The 19,339-nt window shown below is 59.1% G+C and carries 14 protein-coding genes and 2 pseudogenes; 9 read left to right on the forward strand and 7 right to left on the reverse strand.

The features are described from left to right. Nucleotides 1-818: 818 nt before the first annotated feature. The 7 genes and pseudogenes from BLT00_RS32410 to BLT00_RS02115 form a co-directional block, all read left to right on the forward strand. A pseudogene (locus BLT00_RS32410) lies at nucleotides 819-1,490 on the forward strand (HAMP domain-containing protein); the annotation flags it as partial. A gap of 12 nt (nucleotides 1,491-1,502) precedes the next feature. Beyond that, nucleotides 1,503-2,339, forward strand: a pseudogene (locus BLT00_RS32415) (methyl-accepting chemotaxis protein); the annotation flags it as partial. A gap of 3 nt (nucleotides 2,340-2,342) precedes the next feature. Then, nucleotides 2,343-2,855, forward strand: a complete 513-nt coding sequence (locus BLT00_RS02095; protein ID WP_063321782.1) for a chemotaxis protein CheW — start codon at nucleotides 2,343-2,345, stop codon at nucleotides 2,853-2,855. Between the two features lie 75 nt (nucleotides 2,856-2,930). Beyond that, on the forward strand, nucleotides 2,931-3,455 hold the full coding sequence (locus BLT00_RS02100) for a chemotaxis protein CheW (protein ID WP_092142320.1): 525 nt from the start codon (nucleotides 2,931-2,933) through the stop codon (nucleotides 3,453-3,455). Beyond that, complete coding sequence (locus BLT00_RS02105) at nucleotides 3,452-4,255, forward strand: CheR family methyltransferase (RefSeq protein WP_092142317.1); 804 nt, start codon at nucleotides 3,452-3,454, stop codon at nucleotides 4,253-4,255. The genes BLT00_RS02100 and BLT00_RS02105 overlap by 4 nt, the downstream gene beginning before the upstream one ends. A 1-nt stretch (nucleotide 4,256) precedes the next feature. Continuing rightward, nucleotides 4,257-4,769 (forward strand): chemotaxis protein CheD, encoded by a 513-nt coding sequence (locus tag BLT00_RS02110; protein ID WP_063321779.1) that lies wholly within the window; start codon nucleotides 4,257-4,259, stop codon nucleotides 4,767-4,769. Continuing rightward, on the forward strand, nucleotides 4,766-5,842 hold the full coding sequence (locus tag BLT00_RS02115) for a protein-glutamate methylesterase/protein-glutamine glutaminase (protein ID WP_092142314.1): 1,077 nt from the start codon (nucleotides 4,766-4,768) through the stop codon (nucleotides 5,840-5,842). The genes BLT00_RS02110 and BLT00_RS02115 overlap by 4 nt, the downstream gene beginning before the upstream one ends. Nucleotides 5,843-5,857: 15 nt before the next feature. Here BLT00_RS02115 and BLT00_RS02120 read toward each other — a convergent pair whose 3' ends face one another. Both BLT00_RS02120 and BLT00_RS02125 read right to left on the reverse strand, forming a co-directional pair. Then, nucleotides 5,858-6,487: a response regulator gene (locus BLT00_RS02120; RefSeq protein ID WP_092142311.1), complete on the reverse strand. Its 630-nt coding sequence runs from the start codon at nucleotides 6,485-6,487 to the stop codon at nucleotides 5,858-5,860. After that, a complete protein-coding gene (locus BLT00_RS02125; RefSeq protein WP_256572742.1) occupies nucleotides 6,484-9,480 on the reverse strand; it encodes a sensor histidine kinase in 2,997 nt (998 codons plus the stop codon). Before BLT00_RS02125 ends, BLT00_RS02120 begins: the two co-directional genes overlap by 4 nt. Before the next feature lie 203 nt (nucleotides 9,481-9,683). Here BLT00_RS02125 and BLT00_RS02130 point away from each other — a divergent pair, with 203 nt between their 5' ends. Further along, nucleotides 9,684-12,584, forward strand: a complete 2,901-nt coding sequence (locus BLT00_RS02130) for a sensor histidine kinase (protein WP_092142302.1) — start codon at nucleotides 9,684-9,686, stop codon at nucleotides 12,582-12,584. After that, the gene (locus BLT00_RS02135) at nucleotides 12,569-13,630 is read left to right on the forward strand and encodes an HD-GYP domain-containing protein (RefSeq protein WP_092142299.1); all 1,062 of its coding nucleotides are present in this window, start codon (nucleotides 12,569-12,571) and stop codon (nucleotides 13,628-13,630) included. Before BLT00_RS02130 ends, BLT00_RS02135 begins: the two co-directional genes overlap by 16 nt. A gap of 56 nt (nucleotides 13,631-13,686) precedes the next feature. Here the strand turns inward: BLT00_RS02135 and BLT00_RS02140 are convergent, their stop codons facing one another. The 5 genes from BLT00_RS02140 to BLT00_RS02160 all read right to left on the reverse strand — a co-directional run bounded on the left by BLT00_RS02140 (nucleotide 13,687) and on the right by BLT00_RS02160 (nucleotide 19,338). Then, the gene (locus tag BLT00_RS02140; protein WP_092142296.1) at nucleotides 13,687-14,760 is read right to left on the reverse strand and encodes a polyamine ABC transporter substrate-binding protein; all 1,074 of its coding nucleotides are present in this window, start codon (nucleotides 14,758-14,760) and stop codon (nucleotides 13,687-13,689) included. A 44-nt stretch (nucleotides 14,761-14,804) separates the two neighbouring features. Then, nucleotides 14,805-15,146: a cupin domain-containing protein gene (locus BLT00_RS02145; protein ID WP_092142294.1), complete on the reverse strand. Its 342-nt coding sequence runs from the start codon at nucleotides 15,144-15,146 to the stop codon at nucleotides 14,805-14,807. Next, nucleotides 15,143-16,567 (reverse strand): NAD(P)/FAD-dependent oxidoreductase, encoded by a 1,425-nt coding sequence (locus tag BLT00_RS02150; RefSeq protein ID WP_092142291.1) that lies wholly within the window; start codon nucleotides 16,565-16,567, stop codon nucleotides 15,143-15,145. The genes BLT00_RS02145 and BLT00_RS02150 overlap by 4 nt, the downstream gene beginning before the upstream one ends. A gap of 57 nt (nucleotides 16,568-16,624) precedes the next feature. After that, nucleotides 16,625-17,425: a helix-turn-helix domain-containing protein gene (locus tag BLT00_RS02155; RefSeq protein WP_092142288.1), complete on the reverse strand. Its 801-nt coding sequence runs from the start codon at nucleotides 17,423-17,425 to the stop codon at nucleotides 16,625-16,627. A 221-nt stretch (nucleotides 17,426-17,646) separates the two neighbouring features. Further along, complete coding sequence (locus BLT00_RS02160) at nucleotides 17,647-19,338, reverse strand: thiamine pyrophosphate-binding protein (RefSeq protein ID WP_092142285.1); 1,692 nt, start codon at nucleotides 19,336-19,338, stop codon at nucleotides 17,647-17,649. Nucleotide 19,339 lies beyond the last annotated feature (1 nt).

Below are 19,339 nucleotides of genomic sequence, written 5' to 3' on the forward strand. Positions count from 1 at the left end.
TCCTGATTCTGGTCAGCCTCAGTCTTTACCTGATGGGCGGGGTCAGGAGCACGGCCAGCTATGCGCAAGTCAACACAGTGCCCAGCCTGCAGTTGCTGGATCACGTGGCCCTGGCCCTGGCGGACAGCCACAGCCGGCAATGGCAGAGTCTGTCCGGAACCGCCGGAAGTCCCCAGCAAAGCGACAAGGAAACGGTGCTCCAGGCGCTGGATCGCTACCAGAAAGAGTTCGTCTCCGATGATCATGATGCGACGCTGCTCAGCGCCTTGCGCAGCACGGTCAATGAATACAACCGAGGCACGGAACGTTTCGATAATGCCCTCAAGAATGCCGTCCCTGAAGCCCGTAGTCTGCTGCTCGACCTGGAGGTGACGCGCGAAAAGGTCACTTCCGCCTTGAACGATATCCGTCAGTACAACCTGGACCTGGGGCGCAAGAATGCGGCGGTCGCGGCATCGACCGAACAGACGGCGATCTACAGCATCGCGTTGGTCGGCGGCGCCACCTTGCTGGTCATCTGCTTGCTCGGTTTCTTCCTGGTACGCCGGCTGCTCCACACATTGGGTGGCGAGCCCGATGATCTCCGGCGGGTGGCCGAGCGGTTGGTGGCCGGGCAACTGGATGTGCAGGGCGGCAACAATGGCCCTGAACGTACCGGGCTGATGGGCTCCCTGGACCGGCTGAGCGGGACCTTGAACCAACTGATCAGCGAAATGAATCACATGTCCGCAGAGCACGACAAAGGCGACATCGACGTGCAGATCGATGCGGCACGCTTTGCTGGCAGCTATGGACTGATGGCCCAAGGCATCAACGATATGGTCAGTGGGCATATCAGCGTCAAGAAGCAAGCCATGGCCTGCATCAAGTCGATCAGTGAGGGCGACCTGCAGGCGTCCCTGCAAGCGTTCCCCGGCAAGAAAGCCTTTATTAACGTCACCATCGAGCATCTTCGCAGCACCATCACGGCGTTGATCGAAGAGATGCATCACATGTCGGACGAGCACGAGAAAGGCGACATTGATGTGCAGATCGACGTACAGCGATTCCAAGGCTCGTACCGTCAGATTGCCCAGGGCATCAACGACATGGTCAATGGTCACATCAGCGTGAAGAAACAGGCCATGGCTTGCATACGTTCCTTCGGCGAAGGTGACCTGTCGGCACCCCTGGCCCAGTTCCCGGGCAAAAAAGCCTTTATCAACGACAACATCGAGCAACTGCGCCGCAACGTCCAGGCGCTGATCGAAGACACCCAGATGCTCAGCGAGAATGCGGTAGTCGGTCGGCTCGATACCCGTGCGGACAGTACTCGCCATCAAGGGGATTTCCGCCGCATCGTGGCGGGGATCAATAGCACGCTGGACTCCATCGTTGCCCCTCTCAACGAGGCGATGGAGGTCATGGTGGCCCTGTCCGGTGGTGACCTGACCCGCAGCGTCAAAGGTGATTACCAGGGCAGCCTGCAAGACCTGAAGCACGCGGTCAATGAAACGGTGAGCAAGCTTTCGCAGATCATTGGCGAGGTGCGCAGTTCCGCCGATTCGCTGTCCAGTGCCTCGGAAGAGATTTCCGCCACGGCCCAAAGCATCAGCCAGTCGGCTTCGGTACAGGCGGCGTCGGTTGAAGAGACGTCGGCGTCGATGGAACAGATGTCGGCGTCGATTTCCCAGAACACCGAGAATGCCAAAGTGACCGATGGCATGGCCGGCAAGGCGAGCAAGGAGGCAAGCGAAGGTGGACAGGCCGTCAAGGACACCGTCTCGGCCATGAAAACCATCGCCGAGAAGATAGGAATCGTTGATTCGATTGCCTACCAGACGAATCTGCTGGCGCTCAACGCGGCCATCGAAGCGGCCCGTGCCGGCGAGCATGGCAAGGGCTTCGCGGTTGTCGCCGCTGAGGTGCGCAAGCTCGCCGAACGCAGCCAGGTCGCGGCACAGGAAATCGGCCAGGTGGCCAAGAACAGTGTTGCCCTGGCTGAGCGGGCCGGCAACTTGCTTGATGAAATCGTGCCCTCGATTACCAAGACCTCTGATTTGGTTCAGGAGATTGCCGCTGCATCCGAAGAGCAGTCCATCGGCTCGGAGCAGATCAATACCGCCATGTCGCAGATGAGCCAGATCACTCAACAAAACGCCTCTGCGTCCGAAGAGCTGGCTGCTACCGCCGAGGAAATGAGTAGCCAGGCCGAGCAGTTGCAAGAGTTGATGGGCTTTTTCACCTTGCAGGGTCGGGTTGCGGTTTCCGCCGTTCCACGGGCCGCTTCCTCCAGTCTGGGCGGCATGCAAAGCAGTGAGCATGCCCAGGAAGGCGGTTTCATTCGCTTCGGGAGTTGAGACATGGAACCTGCAGTCTTGAGCCATTTCGAGCATGCGCAGCAGAATCCGTGTGACAGCGAATTCCTGCAATTCCTGACGTTTGTATCCGCCAGGGAGGTCTATGCGATCGATACCTTGTGCGTGCGAGAAATCATCGAGTACGGCCAGGTTACGAGCGTACCGATGATGCCGGATTTTATCCGCGGAGTGATCAATCTGCGCGGTTCGGTTGTGCCGGTGATCGATCTGCAGGCGCGCTTTAGCAAGGGCGCCACGCAGCAAGGCAACAGAACCTGCATCGTTATCCTGGAACTGGTTCAGGAAGACGAGCCGCAAGTGCTGGGTATCGTGGTCGACTCGGTGAGCGAGGTGATCGAAATCGAGTTGGCCGACATCAAGGCCGCTCCGGCGATCGGAAACCGGATCCGTGAAGACTTCATTCGAGGGATGGTCAAGGTGCGAGGTGCGTTCCTGACTGTGCTTCAGATCGACCAGGTGTTGTGTGTCAGTGAGATCGCTCGCCAGTTGCACTGAGTTGTAGCGCTCAGGCATGCCTACGTTGTCTTGAGATGGATGCTGCCGTCTACGGTGGATCCCTAGGAGTGAACCATGTCCATATCTGCCTCGCGCCTGCCTGTCCCGGGGACGGCAGCGCCACAGTACCTGACCTTCAGCGTGGGCCAGGAGATGTTCGCGGTAGGCACCCTGTGCGTACGGGAAATTGTCGAATACGGACCGATTACGCCGTTGCCGATGGCGCCAGCGAAGGTTCGCGGCATCACCAATCTGCGCGGAGCGGCCATTCCTGTGCTGGACCTCGGGCTGTGTTTTGGGGGCGTCCAGACCCTGGAAAACCCACGTACCTGCATCGTCATGCTGGAGGTCCACGGCAGCGGCGGCGCAGGCCTGGTGGGCATCATCGTGGATGCAGTCAGCGAAGTGCTGGAGATACCGGCCGAGCAGATCGAGCCGGCACCGGCACTCCAGGGCCGCCTTAGTCCTGCATTTGTGGTGGGAATCGGCAAGCTCAGTGACCGTTTCGTCTTGTTACTGGACATCGAGCACATGCTCAGTAGCGAGGACTGGTCGGCGCTGCTCCCTTCGAACATCAATGCCGACGGGCTAAGACCATGAACGTCGTGCTCTCCGACAACGAGTTCCAGCAGTTTCGAGCAATGATTCATGAAATCGCCGGGATCAGCCTATCCGTTGCCAAGAAACAGCTGGTCAGCGGCCGCCTGGCCAAGCGCTTGCAGTTTTTCAACTTGACCACCTACGGCAGCTATTACCGCCTGTTGATGAAGGACCGGACCGAGTTGCAAATGGCAGTGGACTTGCTGACCACCAACGAAACCTACTTTTTCCGCGAACCCAAGCATTTTGAGTTTCTGCGCGACGTGGTACTTCCCGAACTTCGTGGCAATGCCCCGGTACGTATCTGGAGTGGTGCCTGTTCCACGGGGGAAGAACCCTACACCCTGGCCATGGTGCTGGCCGACAGCCTGGGCACCCGGCCATGGGAGATCCTCGCTTCCGATATCAGTAGCCGGGTGTTGGAAAAAGCCCAAAGCGGACGCTACCCACTGGACGGTATCCGCGGCATTCCCGAGGCGTTGTTGAACAGGTACTGCCTGAGGGGTGTGGGCAGCAACAACGGCATTTTCATGGTCGACCGCGCGTTGGCGTCACGGATTACCTTCACTTCGATCAACTTGAACAATGCGCTGCCTTCGGTAGGGCAGTTCGACGTGATCTTCCTGCGCAATGTGATGATCTATTTCGATAACCAGACCAAGTCTGAAGTGGTGAGGCGCTTGAGCAAACACCTGCGGCCAGGTGGCTACTTCATCGTGAGTCATTCGGAAAGCCTGAATGGCATCAGCGATGAATTGCAGTTGGTCAAACCCTCTATCTACCGCAAACCGGACGCTTGAGATGGTTCAGGTGACCGAATATTTCCTGCAGCCCGGTGATGTGGCGTTCGGAGGACGCCAAATGCGCTTATGTACCGTGCTGGGGTCTTGTGTCGCCCTGGTGTTTTGGCATCCGCAACGCTTGTTGGGCGGCATGTGTCATTTCATGTTGCCTCGTCGGGGCGGGCGCGGCGCGGGACACCTGAACGGTCGTTACGCGACGGATGCGTTGTTGCTGTTGTTCGAGTGCATTCATCAGGCGGGCGCTCGGCCCGAGCAGTTTGAAGTGAGTCTTTTTGGCGGGGCTGACATGTTTCCCGGGGTGTATCGCGGTGACGCTACCGGGATCGGCCAACAGAACGTCAATGCCGCCAGGAGCCTGATCCAGGACCATGGGTTGCAGTGCCGGGCCTATCACGTCGGTGGCCAGGGGTATCGCCACCTGGTGTTCGATGTAGGCACTGGATGCCTTCAACTCAATCATGCCGACTCGGTACGCAAAGTATTCGAGTCGCCCAAGAGTAAAGCCATATGACGGATATCAAGGTCTTGATCGTGGATGATTCCGCCGTGGTGCGCCAGGTGCTGAGTGCAGCCCTGAACCAGGCCAGTGGAATCCAGGTTATCGACGTCGCCGCCGATCCGGTGTACGCCATGGAGAAGATGAGCAGGCAATGGCCTGACGTCATCGTGTTGGACGTCGAGATGCCACGAATGGACGGCATTACCTTCCTGAAAAAACTGATGGCGCAGAAGCCTACGCCGGTGGTGATCTGTTCGACGCTGACCGAGAAGGGCGCCAAGACCACCTTGCAGGCACTGGCGGCTGGTGCCGTCAGTATCGTCACCAAGCCGCAATCCAACCTTCGACAGTTCCTGACCGAAAGTGCGGACGATCTGATCCAGGCCGTCAGGGCCGCGGCAAAGGCCAACCTGCGGCGGGTAGCGGGCGCCCGGGCGCCTGTCGACGTACCGCCCCGGCTCAGTGCCGACTCGATTCTGCCCCCTGCGTCCGTGGCCATGGTGCGCACGACTGAAAGTATCGTTGCCATCGGTACTTCCACCGGCGGCACCCAGGCCCTGGAACAGGTACTCCAAGGATTGCCGCGGGTGTGTCCGGGCATTGTCGTGGTGCAGCACATGCCCGAGAAATTTACTGCCGCCTTCGCCGAGCGCCTCAATCACGTTTGCGAAATCGAGGTTCGCGAGGCGGTACAGGGTGATCGCATCATTCCCGGGCGGGCGCTGATCGCACCGGGTGGCACCCATATGCTGGTCAAGCGCAGTGGCGCCCAATACCAGGTGGATATTGTCCAGGGACCTCCCGTCAGCCGACATCGCCCCTCAGTGGATGTCCTGTTCCGATCGGTCGCACGCAGCGCCGGCAGCAATGCCCTTGGAATCATCATGACGGGCATGGGCGATGATGGTGCTCGTGGCCTCAAGGAAATGCGCGATGCCGGCGCCAGGACCCTGGGGCAGGATGAAGACTCTTGTGTGGTGTATGGCATGCCACGCGAGGCCTTCAAGCTGGGCGCGGTCGAGCGCGAGTTGCCACTGGAGCAGATTGCTTCGGCCATCCTTGGCGTTCGCGGACATCAGCCCTGAGATCGTGCCGTCGTTTCAGACCAGTCCTTCGTTCAAGGCGTAGCGCACCAGGTCTGTGCTGGTGGCAAAGCACATCTTCTCCATCAGCCGAGTCTTGTGGGTGCTGACGGTTTTATTGCTGATCACCAGTTGTTCGGCGATTTGGTTGACGCTCAGCCCTTGAGCCAGCATGCGCAGGATCTGGAATTCACGCGAGGTCAGGCTCTGCGAAGCGTTTTCGGGCGTTACGCCGCTGCTCTGAAGGGCGATCTGCTCGGCCAGTTGTGGATCGAGATAGCGCGCGCCGGTGCTCACCTTGCGGATCGCTGCCAGCAGCGCTTCCGGGTCGCGGTCCTTGGTCATGTAGCCCGAGGCGCCGGCGCGTAGCGCACGTTGGGCGATGTGGGCTTCATTGTGCATGCTCAAGATGAGCATCGGCAGCTTGGGGTAATGGGCGTGGATACGGCCGATCAGATCCTCGCCACTTGAACCGGGCATGGTCATGTCGAGCAGTAGCACGTCGATGTCTGTGTGGCGCAGCAACTCCAGGACCTGGGCACCATTTTCCGCCTCCGCCACTACGGCGATATCCTTTACCAGCGCGAACAATTGCTTGAGGCCTTCGCGCATGATCGTGTGATCGTCGGCCACCATTAAACGGATCATGAGTCGTGACTCCTTGAGACAGGTACGCGCAGTTGGACAGTGGTACCGCTGCCTGGGCTGCTGGATATGGTCGTGGTTCCCCCCAAGGTCAGGCCCCGTTCGCGCATGCCCAGCAAGCCGAGGGTCCTGGACGATTGTTCACGTTGCTCGAAGCCTTTGCCGTTGTCGGCGATTTCCAGCGACCAGCCATTGTCGCCTTGCTCAAACGTAATATTGACCCGGGTGGCTTCGGCGTGCCGGGCAATGTTGGTCAGCGACTCCTGGGCGATTCTAAATGCGGCGGTTGCGCTGGCATCGTCCAGGCGGATTGTCGGCGGATGAATCTGCAGGTTGCAGTCGATGCCCCATTGCTGCTTGAAGGTGTCGGTCAGCCATTCCAGTGACGCGGCGATACCCATGTTGAGGATGGAAGGGCGCAGGCTGGTGGAAATATTTCTCACCACCTGCACCGTCTGGTCGATCAGTTGCAGCAGGCGTGCGACTTGTTCACTGAGCTGGGGCAGTTGTTCGCCGTACTGGAAGCGCAGCAGCGAAGTGCCCATGCGGATTGCGGTCAGATGTTGCCCGAGCTCATCGTGGATCTCCTGGGCGATCAGCTTGCGTTCCTCTTCCCGCGCACTTTCGCGGCTGGACATCAATTGGCGCAGTTGCTTGTTGAGCGATGCCAGGCGCAGTTCGGCCAGGCGCAGCTGTGATATATCGCGAACGACCGCCAGCACGGTGGCAATTTTCCCCTGGATGTCCTGCTCGGGAACGAGGCTGATGTGATAGACGCGTTGCAGTCGATGCTGCTCGGTGAGCACATACTCATGCTCCAGGGGCTGGCCCTTTTCCACGGCTTCGATGACGGCTGCATGGAATAATTGGCTCTGCAGGTTTTTCGGCAGAATCTCGAGCAGGTCCTTGTGCAGCAAGTCGATTTGCGGGCGATCCAACCAGGTTTCCAGCGCCGGATTGATGAACAACAGTTCACCCGTTCGACTCAGGCGTGCAATACCATCTGGAGAGTTCTCAACCAGTGTGCCGATTTCCTGCTGCCGGGCCAGTTCGTTGCGCTGCGCTTCCCGGATATCGGTGATGTTGCGAGCAATGCATACCAGGCGACGCAAGTGCCCATTTGAATCGGCGACGGGCACCAGGTTGAAATGCACAACGAGTGAGCGCTGACCGCAAGGCAGATGCGCATCCAGCTCGATGGGCGCGCCCACGGCAATGCAGTGCAGACAGATAGCCTCGACAATACTTGCGGCTTCTTGCTCCAAGCATTGGCCCAACGGTTGGCCGATCATGTCCGAATGGCTCTTGGCGAGCATCTCGCACAGCTTCGGATTGGCCTCCAGGCAACTGAGTTGCTGGTCGGCATCCACCGCGAGCAGGCAAAGCATGTCTTGTGAATGGTCGAAAACTTCGCGGTAACGACGTTCGCTTTGGGCCAGGTGGCTGTGGGCTGAGCAGCGTTCCCAGGCGATGGCAGCGATATGACTGGCCATTTGCGCATGCTTGCGGTCCTGCTCGCTCAGTGGGGTGTCGTCACCGACGAACAACAGGATGGCGCCCAGCGTGACGCCGGTCTTATTGATCACCGGTTCTACCCAGCAACCCCGGTAGCCTGCCTGCAAGGCGGGCTGGCTGAAAGCGAAGCCCGAGGCATCGCTTCTCAAATCGGCGATGAAACGATGGTGTTCGAACAGCTCGGGATGTCGATCGAGATCTTCGGCCAGGCAGGTTGCAATCGAGGGCGTATCCGTAGGCGGCGCGCCAGGGGAGTCGTCGCCAGGGATAGCCTTGAACGCCATGGCGTTGTGAAACTCGGGTGTCAGAATATCCAGGTAGGCGCCGAGCAGGGGCAGCACCTCCAGGAGAGAGTCGTGGGTGACCATCTTCTGGAAAATGGCCGAGCGCGCATTCTCGGCGCGCTCCTGCCGGCGCAACGCACTGATATCCTGGGCGGTGACCAGCACCCCGCACAGCTTGCCTGTTTCGTCATGCTCCGGGGTCAGGTTGCACAGGAAATCCATGGAACGACGTGAATGCGAGTCCTTGTTTTCCAGCAGAAACGTGTTCGCTACGCCGGTTGATAACGTGAGTTCCACCTGCGTGCGAAAGTACTCGTCGAGCTGATTGGGCGTCGAGGCGCGTTCGGTGATATGAGTGTTGGGAAAACCTCGGGCGCGTTCAAGCTCTGGATTGGCATAGATCTGTTGTCCTAGCCGGTTGTAGCGAAGGATGATGTTTTGTGAGCTTTTGGCCAGTGAGAGGTACTTCTGTTCGTTATTGAACAATGCCTGGCGCAAGGCGAGATGTTCACTGATGTCTTCCAGCTGCGATACGAAGTAAAGCGCTTCAGCATCAGCGTTACGGGCGATGCCCACGGTCAGGCGTGCCCACAGCGTGCTGCCGTCCTTACGGATGTAGCGTTTTTCCAGTGTCAGGCTTGCGCGGTGTCCCTGGATGAGCCTGTGCAATTCTTCCTTATTGAGGTCGGCGTCGTCCGGATGCGTCAAACGCTGGAAAGAGGTGGCGCGAAGTTCTTCTTCGGTGTAGCCAAGCATCTGGCACAGCATTCGATTGGCCGCGATCCATTCACCGCTCATCCGCAACAAGGCCAGGCCCGTGCCGGCGGAGTCGAACGCCAAGCGATAATCCTGTTCGGCAAGATGGATGTGTTCGGCGCGGTGGATCTTTACCAGGTAGGTGGATTGTTGCGCTTTGTAGTCGAGCTTCACACTCAGCGTGTCGCCACCGGCCGACATGCCCTGGAAATGCCAGCTACCCTTGAGTCGGGCATGGGTGATGTGCTGTTCAAACATCAGCGGCTTGAGGGAAAACAGGGAAGGCAAGGGAACCAGGAATGCGGCGGTCTCGCTTAGCCCCAGCAATCCGCTGGCGCAGTCGTCCATAATGAGCAGGGCCCCCTGGGCATCCAGCAACAAGACACCCACGTCATCCGCACCCTGCGTGTCCGGTGTTGCTACCGCAATGGCTGAATCCATTCGTCCATCCTCTGGTAACCCGCTCTTGAGCATAGCTTAAAGTCTTGAGAGCAAAATCCAGTGTTCGACTATGGTCATAAGGCTGCTCACGGTTTTTTGTCCGCGGACGAAAGGAGCAGGGTTCCCTTGGACAGATATCAAGGATGAGACCACAATGATGTCATTGTGATATCGAGCGTGTGGCCAGCGCAACGAGCGTGCCTATGCAAGCAGCTTCAAAGAAGAGGGTCAGTTTGCGCAGATGGATCTGGCGGGCATTTGCCAGTACCAGCCTGTTGCCGCTCGTCTTGGTAGAAGGCGTGCTGATCACCACTTACTTCATCACGAACCAGTCCATTCGAAATTCCCAGATCGAGCACCTGCATCAAAGTGCAACTCGCGACATACAGGTATCGGTTCAGCAGAATGCGCTGTTGGTGCAAGGACAATTGGAGCAGGTTCACAAAGCGATCAGTCTTTATGCCAAGTCCACTGAGCATGAACTCACCGAAAACCAGCCTCCCGTGGCGGCATCGCTTGCAGTAAGTGCCGATGGTGTCCGCTACAGCGCAGCGAACGACGGGGCGTCCGCCTCGTATTATTCGAATGTCACCCCGCTGCAAAAGCAGGACCTCTACAAGATATCGCTGCTGGCGAACCAGGACTTCATGATGAAGCAGTTGAAGGACGGGGATCCTCTGATTGCCAGCATCTATTTCAATACGTGGGACAGCTATAACCGGATTTATCCCTGGTTTAATACGCTCGAGCAGTACCCACATGATATGGACATCACCCAATACAACTTCTACTACTTGGCCGATGCAAAACATAATCCTGATAAAAAAGTAGTCTGGACGGATGTCTACCTGGATCCCGCCGGCCAGGGGTGGATGATGTCTGCCATTGCGCCGGTCTACAGCGGCGACTTCCTGGAGGGCGTAGCCGGGATCGATGTAACGGTCGACGGGATCTTGAAGCAAATCGAGCAGTTGAAGATGCCTTGGGGTGGCTACCTGATGCTGGTCAACAATAAGCTCGATATCATGGCCGTGCCCAAGGCGGGGCAACGTGATTTTTCCCTGCGAGCCGCCGAGAACCAGCCCGCTGGAGAGCCTGTCGATCACGAGCGCTTGCAATCGCCGGATTTGAACCTCACTCGTTATCCGGACCTCGCCAGTCTCAATAAGAACTTGCCGGGCCATCCAGAGGGCATCGTTGCGCTGACGTTGAATGGACGGCCTCATCTGGTCGCCTGGAGTGGGATCCCCACCACCGGCTGGCTCTTGTTGGCGGTAGTGGACGAAGCCGCGGCCATGCAGGAAACCAATCTGCTGGCCAGTCATTACCGCGATGTGGGGTACTTGTTGATCGCGGGGCTGGTGGTGTTCTATGCCTTGTTCTTTGCCTTCATGTGGTGGCGTACGCGTGACCTCAGTCGCCAGTTGAGCACACCGGTGCAAGGGGTCTCACGCATGATGCGAGAGATCGGCCGGGGTAACTGGCAACCAGCGGCAAGTCCTTCCGATATCACCGAACTGTGGTCAATGTCCAACCAGGCACTGGGGATGGGCAGGCAGCTGGCCCAGGCCGAGTTCATTCGCAGCTCCACACAGCAACGTCTGGAGTTGGTCATGGAGAGTTTTGCCGAAGGGCTCTGGGAGTACTACCCGAAACGGCAGCGTTTTATTCTCAAGGGTGCCCTGTGCCAGCGCTTCGGTTTTGCCGCCAATGAAGTGCCCATGGCGACATTGCTGCAGAGCATTCCCATTGAGGATCGGCAAACCTTCACCCAGTTCCTGGAAGAGGCCAGGGGCAGTGCAAGCGTGGCGCCGGAAGTGGAGTTCCGGATCAGGGACGTGCATGGAAAGCTGATCTGGATCCTTTGCCGGGGCCGTACGCTGGAATCCTCCCGGCTGGAGGATTCCAGTGTCGTGGTCGTGGCGTGTGTCGACATCACGACACTCAAGCAGACCCAGTTGGATCTGCGGGAGAAAACCCTGGAGGCAGAGGCCGCCAGTACCGCCAAGTCCAAATTCATCTCCAGCATGAGCCATGAGCTGCGGACGCCATTGAATGCGATCTACGGGTTTGCCCAGTTGGGGCTCATGCAGTCGCCTGCCCCGGCATTGGAAGAGACGGCCAACCTGCAGGAGATCATCAAAGCCAGTGAGCACCTCATGCAGTTGGTGGACGATCTGCTTGATCTCTCCAGCTTGCAGGCCGAGAAACCCCTGCTCGATCTCAAGCCCGTACACGTGGCAAGCCTGTTATCCAGCTGCGCTGACCTGGTCCAGCAGCAAGTCGCAGCGCATGGCCAGACCTTGCACATCAATGCTCCTCTGGATACATGGCATGTCTGGGCGGATAAGCGCCGCCTCAAGCAGGTCCTGATCAATCTGTTATCCAATGCAATCAAGTACAACCGGCCAGGTGGAGACGTCACTCTGGGGGCTTCGGTTGTCGAGGACGGAGCCAGGCTTCGTCTTTATGTGACAGATACCGGGATGGGCATTTCCCCGGCTTTGCAGGGCGAGCTTTTCAGGCCCTTCCAGCGTTTGGGAAAAGAGAACTCGTCCATCCCGGGAACTGGCATTGGCTTGGTGTTGTGCCGAGACCTGGCGCTCCTGATGCACGGCACCATGGGCTTCGAAAGCGACGTCGAAGGGGGGACGACTTTCTGGATCGACATGTGCTCGGCGGCGCTTCCTGTGCCGGGGAACGCGTTCAAAGTGTCGACGATAGCCTTGCCACGCGTCCTGTTGGTGAGTAACGACCCTCAGGATGGTGACGTGGTTCGAGAGGCGTTGATCGGCGATTTTGAGTTGGATCGGGTCAATACCTTGGCCGATGCCAGTCTCGTGCTTGATGCCACGGCGGTCAGCGTATTGATCGTCGCCACTACCGACCCTGTACCCGTGCTGAACACTTTTTTCAGCGGCTTGCGCACGAGTATCCCAACGACTGCAATGTCGATCATCGTGGTCCGTGCGGCCGTCGATCACGCTTCGGTTGGCCACCTTGAATGCCAGGCCATCGTCGCTTCTCCATTGGAGAGGCAGAGTATTCGTAGTCTGGTCTTGACGCTCGCCACGGGGAGGGCGGATGTATGTTTGCCAAAGTAAATTCGCAAAGCAGGATCGTCATTATCGACGATGTGGCCACCAATCTCCGGCTTCTGGATTCATGCTTGCGAGCCGTGGGCCTGCAGAACATCACCACATTCAGCGACTCTGCCAAAGGACTGGACTGGTTGCTTGCGAACGCCTGGGACCTGCTGTTGTTGGACCTGGACATGCCCGCACCCGACGGCTTCGAGATCCTTGATCGCCTCAATACACGTGACCGCACGGAGTCACCGGTCATCATCGTGACGGCCTTGAGTGATCAGCAGAACAGGCGCAAAGGATTGGAAAGGGGCGCCAACGACTTCATCTCCAAACCCATTGATCTTCCTGAAGTGTTGCTCAGGGTGCGTAATTGCCTGGAGCTGGCGCAGGCGGCCAAGCTGCTGCGCGACGTCAATGCTGAACTTGAGCGCAAAGTGGAGCTGCGCACGGCCCAGCTGGCTTCCAGCTACAAGGCGATCAGCAGCAGCTTGAGTCGAGCAGCCAGCTATCGCGATGACGACACGGGGCAGCATATTATCCGTATTGGCGAGTCCGCGGCTTTGTTGGCCAAGGCTATCGGCATGCCCGCTCAATGGTGTGACCTCATGAGGATGGCTGCACCGATGCACGACGTTGGAAAAATTGGCATTGTAGATGCCATTCTGCAAAAGCCTGGAGCATTGACGCCGCAGGAGCGGGTGATCATGCAGGAGCATGCCCGCATTGGTTATGAAATCCTGCATGACCCAGAGGGTTCGCCGTTGACGGACCTGGCAGCGGAAATTGCCCTGTCGCATCATGAGCGTTGGGATGGCACCGGCTATCCAAAGGGATTGCGGGGCAAGGAAATCCCGTTATCGGCAAGGATTGTGTCGATATGCGATGTGTATGACGCCATAAGGATGCCTCGAGCCTATAAGCAGGCTTGGGATGTCGAGTGCTCAAGGCGTTTCATCACTGATCAAGCCGGTACCCAGTTCGATCCTTTCCTGGTGGACGTCTTTTGTAATCTCTTTGACGAAATAGATCGCTTGCGCCTGCCCGATGCGCGAGAGGGCTGATGAGACCCGGGAGATGTCGCCGATGATCCGGGTGTCTGCTTCATCGGCGACAGGTTTCATTGCCCGCTTTTAATCCGGCTCCAGACCCGTGTGCGCAGCCGGTCGTTCTCTAATGGCATTGCCTCCAGTACAAAGAGTTTTTTCATCACGCTGTCAGGCGGGTACACCATCGGGTCGTTGCGGATGGCCTTGTCGACCAGCCCCTCGGCGGCAGTGTTGCCGTTGGCATAGTGCACATGATTGCTGATGCCAGCCATGACCCTGGGGTCCAGCAGGTAGTTGAGAAATTCGTAGCCGGCGCCTTCATTCGGCGCATCGGCGGGCATGGCGACCATGTCGAACCACATCGGTGAGCCTTCCTTGGGGATGGCGTAGGCGATCTGCTGGCCATTCCCGGCCTCATTGGCTCGCGCTGCGGCCTGCATCACATCGCCGGAAAATCCTACGACCAGACACACGTCACCCGTCGCAAGGTCACTGGTGTACTTGGAGTTGTGGAAGTAACTCACATAGGGGCGCACCTTGAGTAGCAAGGCCTGCGCCTTCTCGTAGTCGGCCTTGTCCTTGCTGTGATGCGGCAGGCCAAGGTAGTTCAAGGCGATGGGAAGGATCTCGGGACCATTGTCGAGCATCGCCACGCCGCATCGGGCGAGTTTCTTCATGTTTTCCGGCTTGAACACAATGTCCCAAGAGTCTATCGGTACATCGCCCAGGACCGCCTTGACCTTGGCCACGTTGTAGCCGATGCCGGTGCTGCCCCACAGGTAGGGAAAACCGTAGCGGTTACCAGGGTCATTGGCCTCCAGAACCTTCATCAGCGTCGGGTTGAGGTTGTGCCAGTTCGGGAGCTTGCTGCGGTCCAGCGGTTGGAGTGCGCCGGCCGTGATTTGCCGGGCCATGAAGTGGTTGGACGGAAACACCATGTCATAGCCTGAATGGCCGGCCATCAGTTTGGCGTCGAGCACCTCGTTGCTGTCGTACAGGTCATATTGGGTCTGGTGCCCGGTCTGGGTGGTAAAGTTTTGCAGGGTATCTGGAGCGATGTAGCTGCTCCAGTTGTAGATCCTGACGGTGTCTGCTGCCTGAGCGGTAGACGCGATCAACAGTAACGGAAAGATCGACTTCAACATGCGAGACCTCAACCTTTGTTCTAGGCGTTATGGATGAAGGCAGTTCAGAAAATCAGTACGTAGCTCTTGCGAACGGTTTCTTGTACATCCCAGATTCCCGCCGTGTTCGCAGGGAACATCAACGCGTCGCCGGCCTGGATATGTAGGGCCTCACCACCGTCCGGGGTGAAGGTGCAACGCCCCTGAATGAAATGGCAGAACTCCTGTTGCACTATCTGGCGCCGCCAGCGGCCGGGGGTGCACTCCCACACGCCGGCCTCGACGCCGTCGTCGCGCTCGACGCATGCCGTGGCAACCTGTGAAAGCGGCTCGCCCAGCGGTACACCAACAGCGCCAGGCTCACCGAGAGGCAAACGGGCGGTGTCGCGAAAATGATCGATCTTCATGCAAACGGCTCCTTGGACTTCATCAGACGTTCCATGCAACCGGCCAGCCCTTCAGCCATCCGGCGACGCCAGCGTGGCGCATGGAGGTTGGCCAATACCTGATCCTCGTGAACGAAGCTCTGGATAATGGCGTTGTAACCCAGCCAGCGCAGAGGCTCGGGCTCCCATCGTGGCAACGAGACCAGGGGACGGTCATCCAGCACCCAGGGCTGGCGAGTCAGTTCGTTGTCCTGGCCAAGAATCAACGCCGCCACGGTTCGGCCACCCAGATTGCTGGCGCCTACACCTTCACCTCCGTAGCCACCCGCCAGTGCGATACGCTGGCGACGGTCGGCGAGCATGTGCGGGTGAAAAGACCGGGCAACCCCCAGATTGCCGCCCCAGGCATGGGTCAGGCGCACATTGCGCAAGATCGGAAAGAGTTCACTAAACAGGTGTTGCCGCAATGCTCGTTCGGCCTGAGTGAGGTTGAAGTCACTGCGCAGGCGACCGCCAAAGCGATAACCACCGCGGGCGCCAAACACCAGGCGATCGTCTCGGCTGCGCTGACCGTAGGTGACTTGTCGGCTGTTTTCGCTGAACGCCTGGCCACGGGTCAGGCCGATTTCGGCCCATACATCGGCCGGGAGCGGCTCAGTCGCAACGATCAGGCTTTGCGCGGCCAGTTGATGCTTGTTCAACGGGGGCAGGGTACTGGCATAACCTTCTACCGCCGGCACCACCCAATCGGCGCTCACCCGACCGTGCTCGGTTCGAACCTGGCCTGGCTTCCAGTCGAGCACCGGGCTTTGCTCGTAAATGCGTACACCCATCCGTTCGACGGCTTCGGCCAGGCCCCGTACCAACCGTGCAGGCTGGATGGTCGCGCAGTGAGGTGAGTACAGGGCGCCGTACGCCTGGGCCACATTTAACTGTTCACGCAAGGCCTGAGGGCTCAACCAGCGGTAGTCGTCTTCACCCAGGCCTTGCCCGCGGACTGCATCGAGCTGTTCGCGCAGGCGCCGTTCTTGCTCGGGATAACGCGCCGCGCAGTACAGCACGCCGCCTTTGCGCAGTTCGCAATCGATGCCTTCGAGGTGGCACACTCGCGCCACCTCGTCGGGGATTGCATGCAGCAGTTGGTAGCCTGCGTGACGTTGCGCGGCAGGTAGTGGGCCCAGGAGCCGGTCTTCGCCCAGCAGGTTGCCCATCAACCAGCCGCCATTGCGACCGGAGGCGCCGAAGCCGGCAATCTGTGCTTCAACGATGACGATGTTCAGGTGCGGTGCTTGCTGTTTAAGGTAATAGGCCGCCCAGAGGCCACTGTAACCGGCGCCGATAATCACAACGTCTGCTTGCAGATCCTGATGCAACGCCGGGCGCGGCGTCAGCGCCTCGCCGAGTTGCTCCATCCACAAACTCACACCACCCCAGCCAGACATCCCATGCTCCATCGGTTGATTGCCGACAGAGATTAATGCGCTGTGACGGGGGCTGTGTTATCTGCGGGCACGCGCGCAATTGGCTTTCAACCACGCCTTGGGTGTGCAACCGGTGTGACTGCGGAAGGCCTTGTAGAACGCCGAGGTGGAGTTGAATCCGGCACTCGCCGCAAGGGCATCGATGGGCGCGTTTTCACCGTGATTGACGAGGCGCTCAAGCAGGTAGGCCAACCGGGCTTGGGTCACGTAGCGATAGAAGCTTTGCCCCAGCACTTGATTCAGCAGGTAAGACAGCTGATTGCGACTGTACCCGGTGGCGCTGGCAATCCGTGCGAGGTCCAGATCCGGGTCGAGGAAGGGCTGCTGGCGCGTAAAATAGTCGGCCAAGTCTCGCGCCATGAACGTCAGCTGACGCGCCGAGAGACCCAGTTTACTGATGGCGGGCGCGTGGCGCCCAGTCTGGGGCTCGCTGTCGCGCACCAGTGAGGCATATTCGTTTATACGAAGGATCAGGCCATCACATACCGTGATGGCTTCACTGGTGCGAAAAACCACCCGCTCGCCACTGCCTTTCAGCGCTGTCTGGTACTGGATGAATGCGGTACAGCCATCTGCACGGATGCGGTCGTTGTGTTCAAGATACTCATCGGGATGACGCGGCAACGTGCTGGTGATGTAAGCGCGCAACTCGGCCAGGCCCATGCTGCGGTTCTGGAAGAAATCGTTGTACTGCACTTGCGGGTGATACATCGCCAGAATCGCCTCCAAATCGCGGCGTTTCCACGCCATGTGGTAACGCAGCACCACTTCGCGGGTCAACGTTGTCTGTTCGGCGGTATCTGGCGGAGGGAGAGGCATTGGTTGACCGGCGTAGAGACTGGGCTGGCGCCAGTCTAGCCCTGCAGTGGCTCACTGAACAAATACAGCCGCCTCATACCTGAGCCCGCCAAGGGCTAGGCAAGCAAGTGCACGTGCATTTCCATGGCGGCATGAAGGCGTCGGATAATCAAACTCATCACCCATGATGCCGATCACGGTCGCCTGACGCAGGGCCGCAATAAGGTGAACGCCCGTTAGCTTCAAGCCATAATCGGTAATTCGATAAGGTTGGGGCGACCTGAGCGAATGCCATCCTCGACCGCTTCAGCAATATCCCTGGCGCGCTCGACCCTGCGCGAAGCAACCCCCAGGGAGGAGGCGAGGGCCTGGAAGTCGATGGCCGGGTCCCGGATGTCCATGCCGATGAACTGGTTCGTACCGGCACTTCGGTAGTGCGCCTGGTTACGCGCGTAGTTTTTCAGGATGTTGTATTCGCCATTGTTCATGACCACAAAGGTGACGGGCAAACGCTCGTGTGCCGCTGTCCAAAGCGCTTGGGGTGAATACATCGCCGAGCCATCGCCGACCAGGCAGACCACCGGGGTGCGGTCCAGGCCAAGGGATGTACCGACAGCCGCCGGCATGCCCCAGCCGAGGATGGCGCTGCGCGTAAACAGGTACTGGCGGGCCGAATGCGAATCCAGGCACGCACGCACATGAGCGATGGTGACCGGCGCTTCGTCGACGATCCACACATCAGGGCCGATTGCCCGGACAGCTTCATGGGCCGCAACGAAAGGCGTTGTCACGGGCGTATGGAATTCGCGCTTCGCGCGCTCGGCCACTTCGATTCGGCGGGTGCTGCGCTCGTGCGCAGCGACATTTCGCAGCGTCGCGATTGCCTGGCTGTGCGGGGCCAGTGCCTGATCCAGTAACGGCAGCAACAACTGCAAGGACAGCTTGATGTCGCCTATCAATCCCAGCGCCGTTCCATGCACTCTGCCCAGTTGGTGGCCATCGCCGGTCAATTGAATGAGACGGCAATGAGAGGGGATCGCCGGGCCTTGCGAGTATTGATAACTGATCAGCGAATGGCCGCCGAGAAGCAAGACCGCATCGAAGTCAGCGAACGTTTCGCGGATATCGGCAGCTTTGGGTGGCAAGGCTCCGCGCCATTGAGGATGAGCGGTGGGGAAGGGGATATGCCCGGGCCAGGATGGCCCGAAGACCGGCGCGCCAAGTGCTTCGGCGAGGCTCACCGCTTCCACTTGGGCATTCGACTGGAAGACCTCCTCCCCGACGATAATCGCCAGACGGCCGGGGGTAACCGTCGATAAGGCGTCAGCCAACGGGTCAATCGCCGCGGTCACCGCACCTCGTTCGATTCGCGACGGCTGGCCAGCATCGGCATCGGTGTGCTGCTCCATCACGTTGATCGGTAGCGAAAGGAAAACCGGGCCGGTCGGCCCTGTGCGGCAATCTTGAAGAGCGCGACGCAACAGCATCGGGATATGTTGGGGGTGCTGGATTTCCTCCGCCCATTTGACGCTCGGTCGGGCCAGGCTGACCAGATCACCATGAAGCAGCGGGTCGGTCACGCCATGGCGGGTATCCTGTTGGCCCGCAGTGATCACCAGCGGCGTGTTCGCCATCTTCGCGTTCAGGATGGTGCCCATCGCATTGCCAAGGCCTCCTGCTGTATGGAGGTTGACGAAACCGGGGCGGCCGGAGGCCTGGGCATAACCGTCGGCCATCGCCACGACGGAGGCCTCCTGAAGGCCGAGCACGTAGTGAATATCGGAGACGCCCGAGAGCGCATCGAGCAAAGGCAACTCCGTTGTTCCCGGATTGCCGAACACATGGCGGACGCTTTCGCTGTGCAGTACTTCCACGAGCAGGTCCGCGCCGCGTTGCCCACGGATGCTGGACGGGACACCGGGAGTCGAAGGCATG

This window comes from Pseudomonas sp. NFACC51, from assembly GCF_900103575.1.
In the GTDB taxonomy this organism is placed as follows: Bacteria; Pseudomonadota; Gammaproteobacteria; order Pseudomonadales; family Pseudomonadaceae; genus Aquipseudomonas; species Aquipseudomonas fluorescens_Q.

Coding starts and splice junctions, on each gene's coding strand:
- BLT00_RS02095 (WP_063321782.1), top strand. CDS start 2,343: ATGGAACCTGCAGTCTTGAGCCATTTCGAGCATGCGCAGCAGAATCCG.
- BLT00_RS02100 (WP_092142320.1), top strand. CDS start 2,931: ATGTCCATATCTGCCTCGCGCCTGCCTGTCCCGGGGACGGCAGCGCCA.
- BLT00_RS02105 (WP_092142317.1), top strand. CDS start 3,452: ATGAACGTCGTGCTCTCCGACAACGAGTTCCAGCAGTTTCGAGCAATG.
- BLT00_RS02110 (WP_063321779.1), top strand. CDS start 4,257: ATGGTTCAGGTGACCGAATATTTCCTGCAGCCCGGTGATGTGGCGTTC.
- BLT00_RS02115 (WP_092142314.1), top strand. CDS start 4,766: ATGACGGATATCAAGGTCTTGATCGTGGATGATTCCGCCGTGGTGCGC.
- BLT00_RS02120 (WP_092142311.1), bottom strand. CDS start 6,487: ATGATCCGTTTAATGGTGGCCGACGATCACACGATCATGCGCGAAGGC.
- BLT00_RS02125 (WP_256572742.1), bottom strand. CDS start 9,480: ATGGATTCAGCCATTGCGGTAGCAACACCGGACACGCAGGGTGCGGAT.
- BLT00_RS02130 (WP_092142302.1), top strand. CDS start 9,684: ATGCAAGCAGCTTCAAAGAAGAGGGTCAGTTTGCGCAGATGGATCTGG.
- BLT00_RS02135 (WP_092142299.1), top strand. CDS start 12,569: ATGTTTGCCAAAGTAAATTCGCAAAGCAGGATCGTCATTATCGACGAT.
- BLT00_RS02140 (WP_092142296.1), bottom strand. CDS start 14,760: ATGTTGAAGTCGATCTTTCCGTTACTGTTGATCGCGTCTACCGCTCAG.
- BLT00_RS02145 (WP_092142294.1), bottom strand. CDS start 15,146: ATGAAGATCGATCATTTTCGCGACACCGCCCGTTTGCCTCTCGGTGAG.
- BLT00_RS02150 (WP_092142291.1), bottom strand. CDS start 16,567: ATGTCTGGCTGGGGTGGTGTGAGTTTGTGGATGGAGCAACTCGGCGAG.
- BLT00_RS02155 (WP_092142288.1), bottom strand. CDS start 17,425: ATGCCTCTCCCTCCGCCAGATACCGCCGAACAGACAACGTTGACCCGC.
- BLT00_RS02160 (WP_092142285.1), bottom strand. CDS start 19,338: ATGCCTTCGACTCCCGGTGTCCCGTCCAGCATCCGTGGGCAACGCGGC.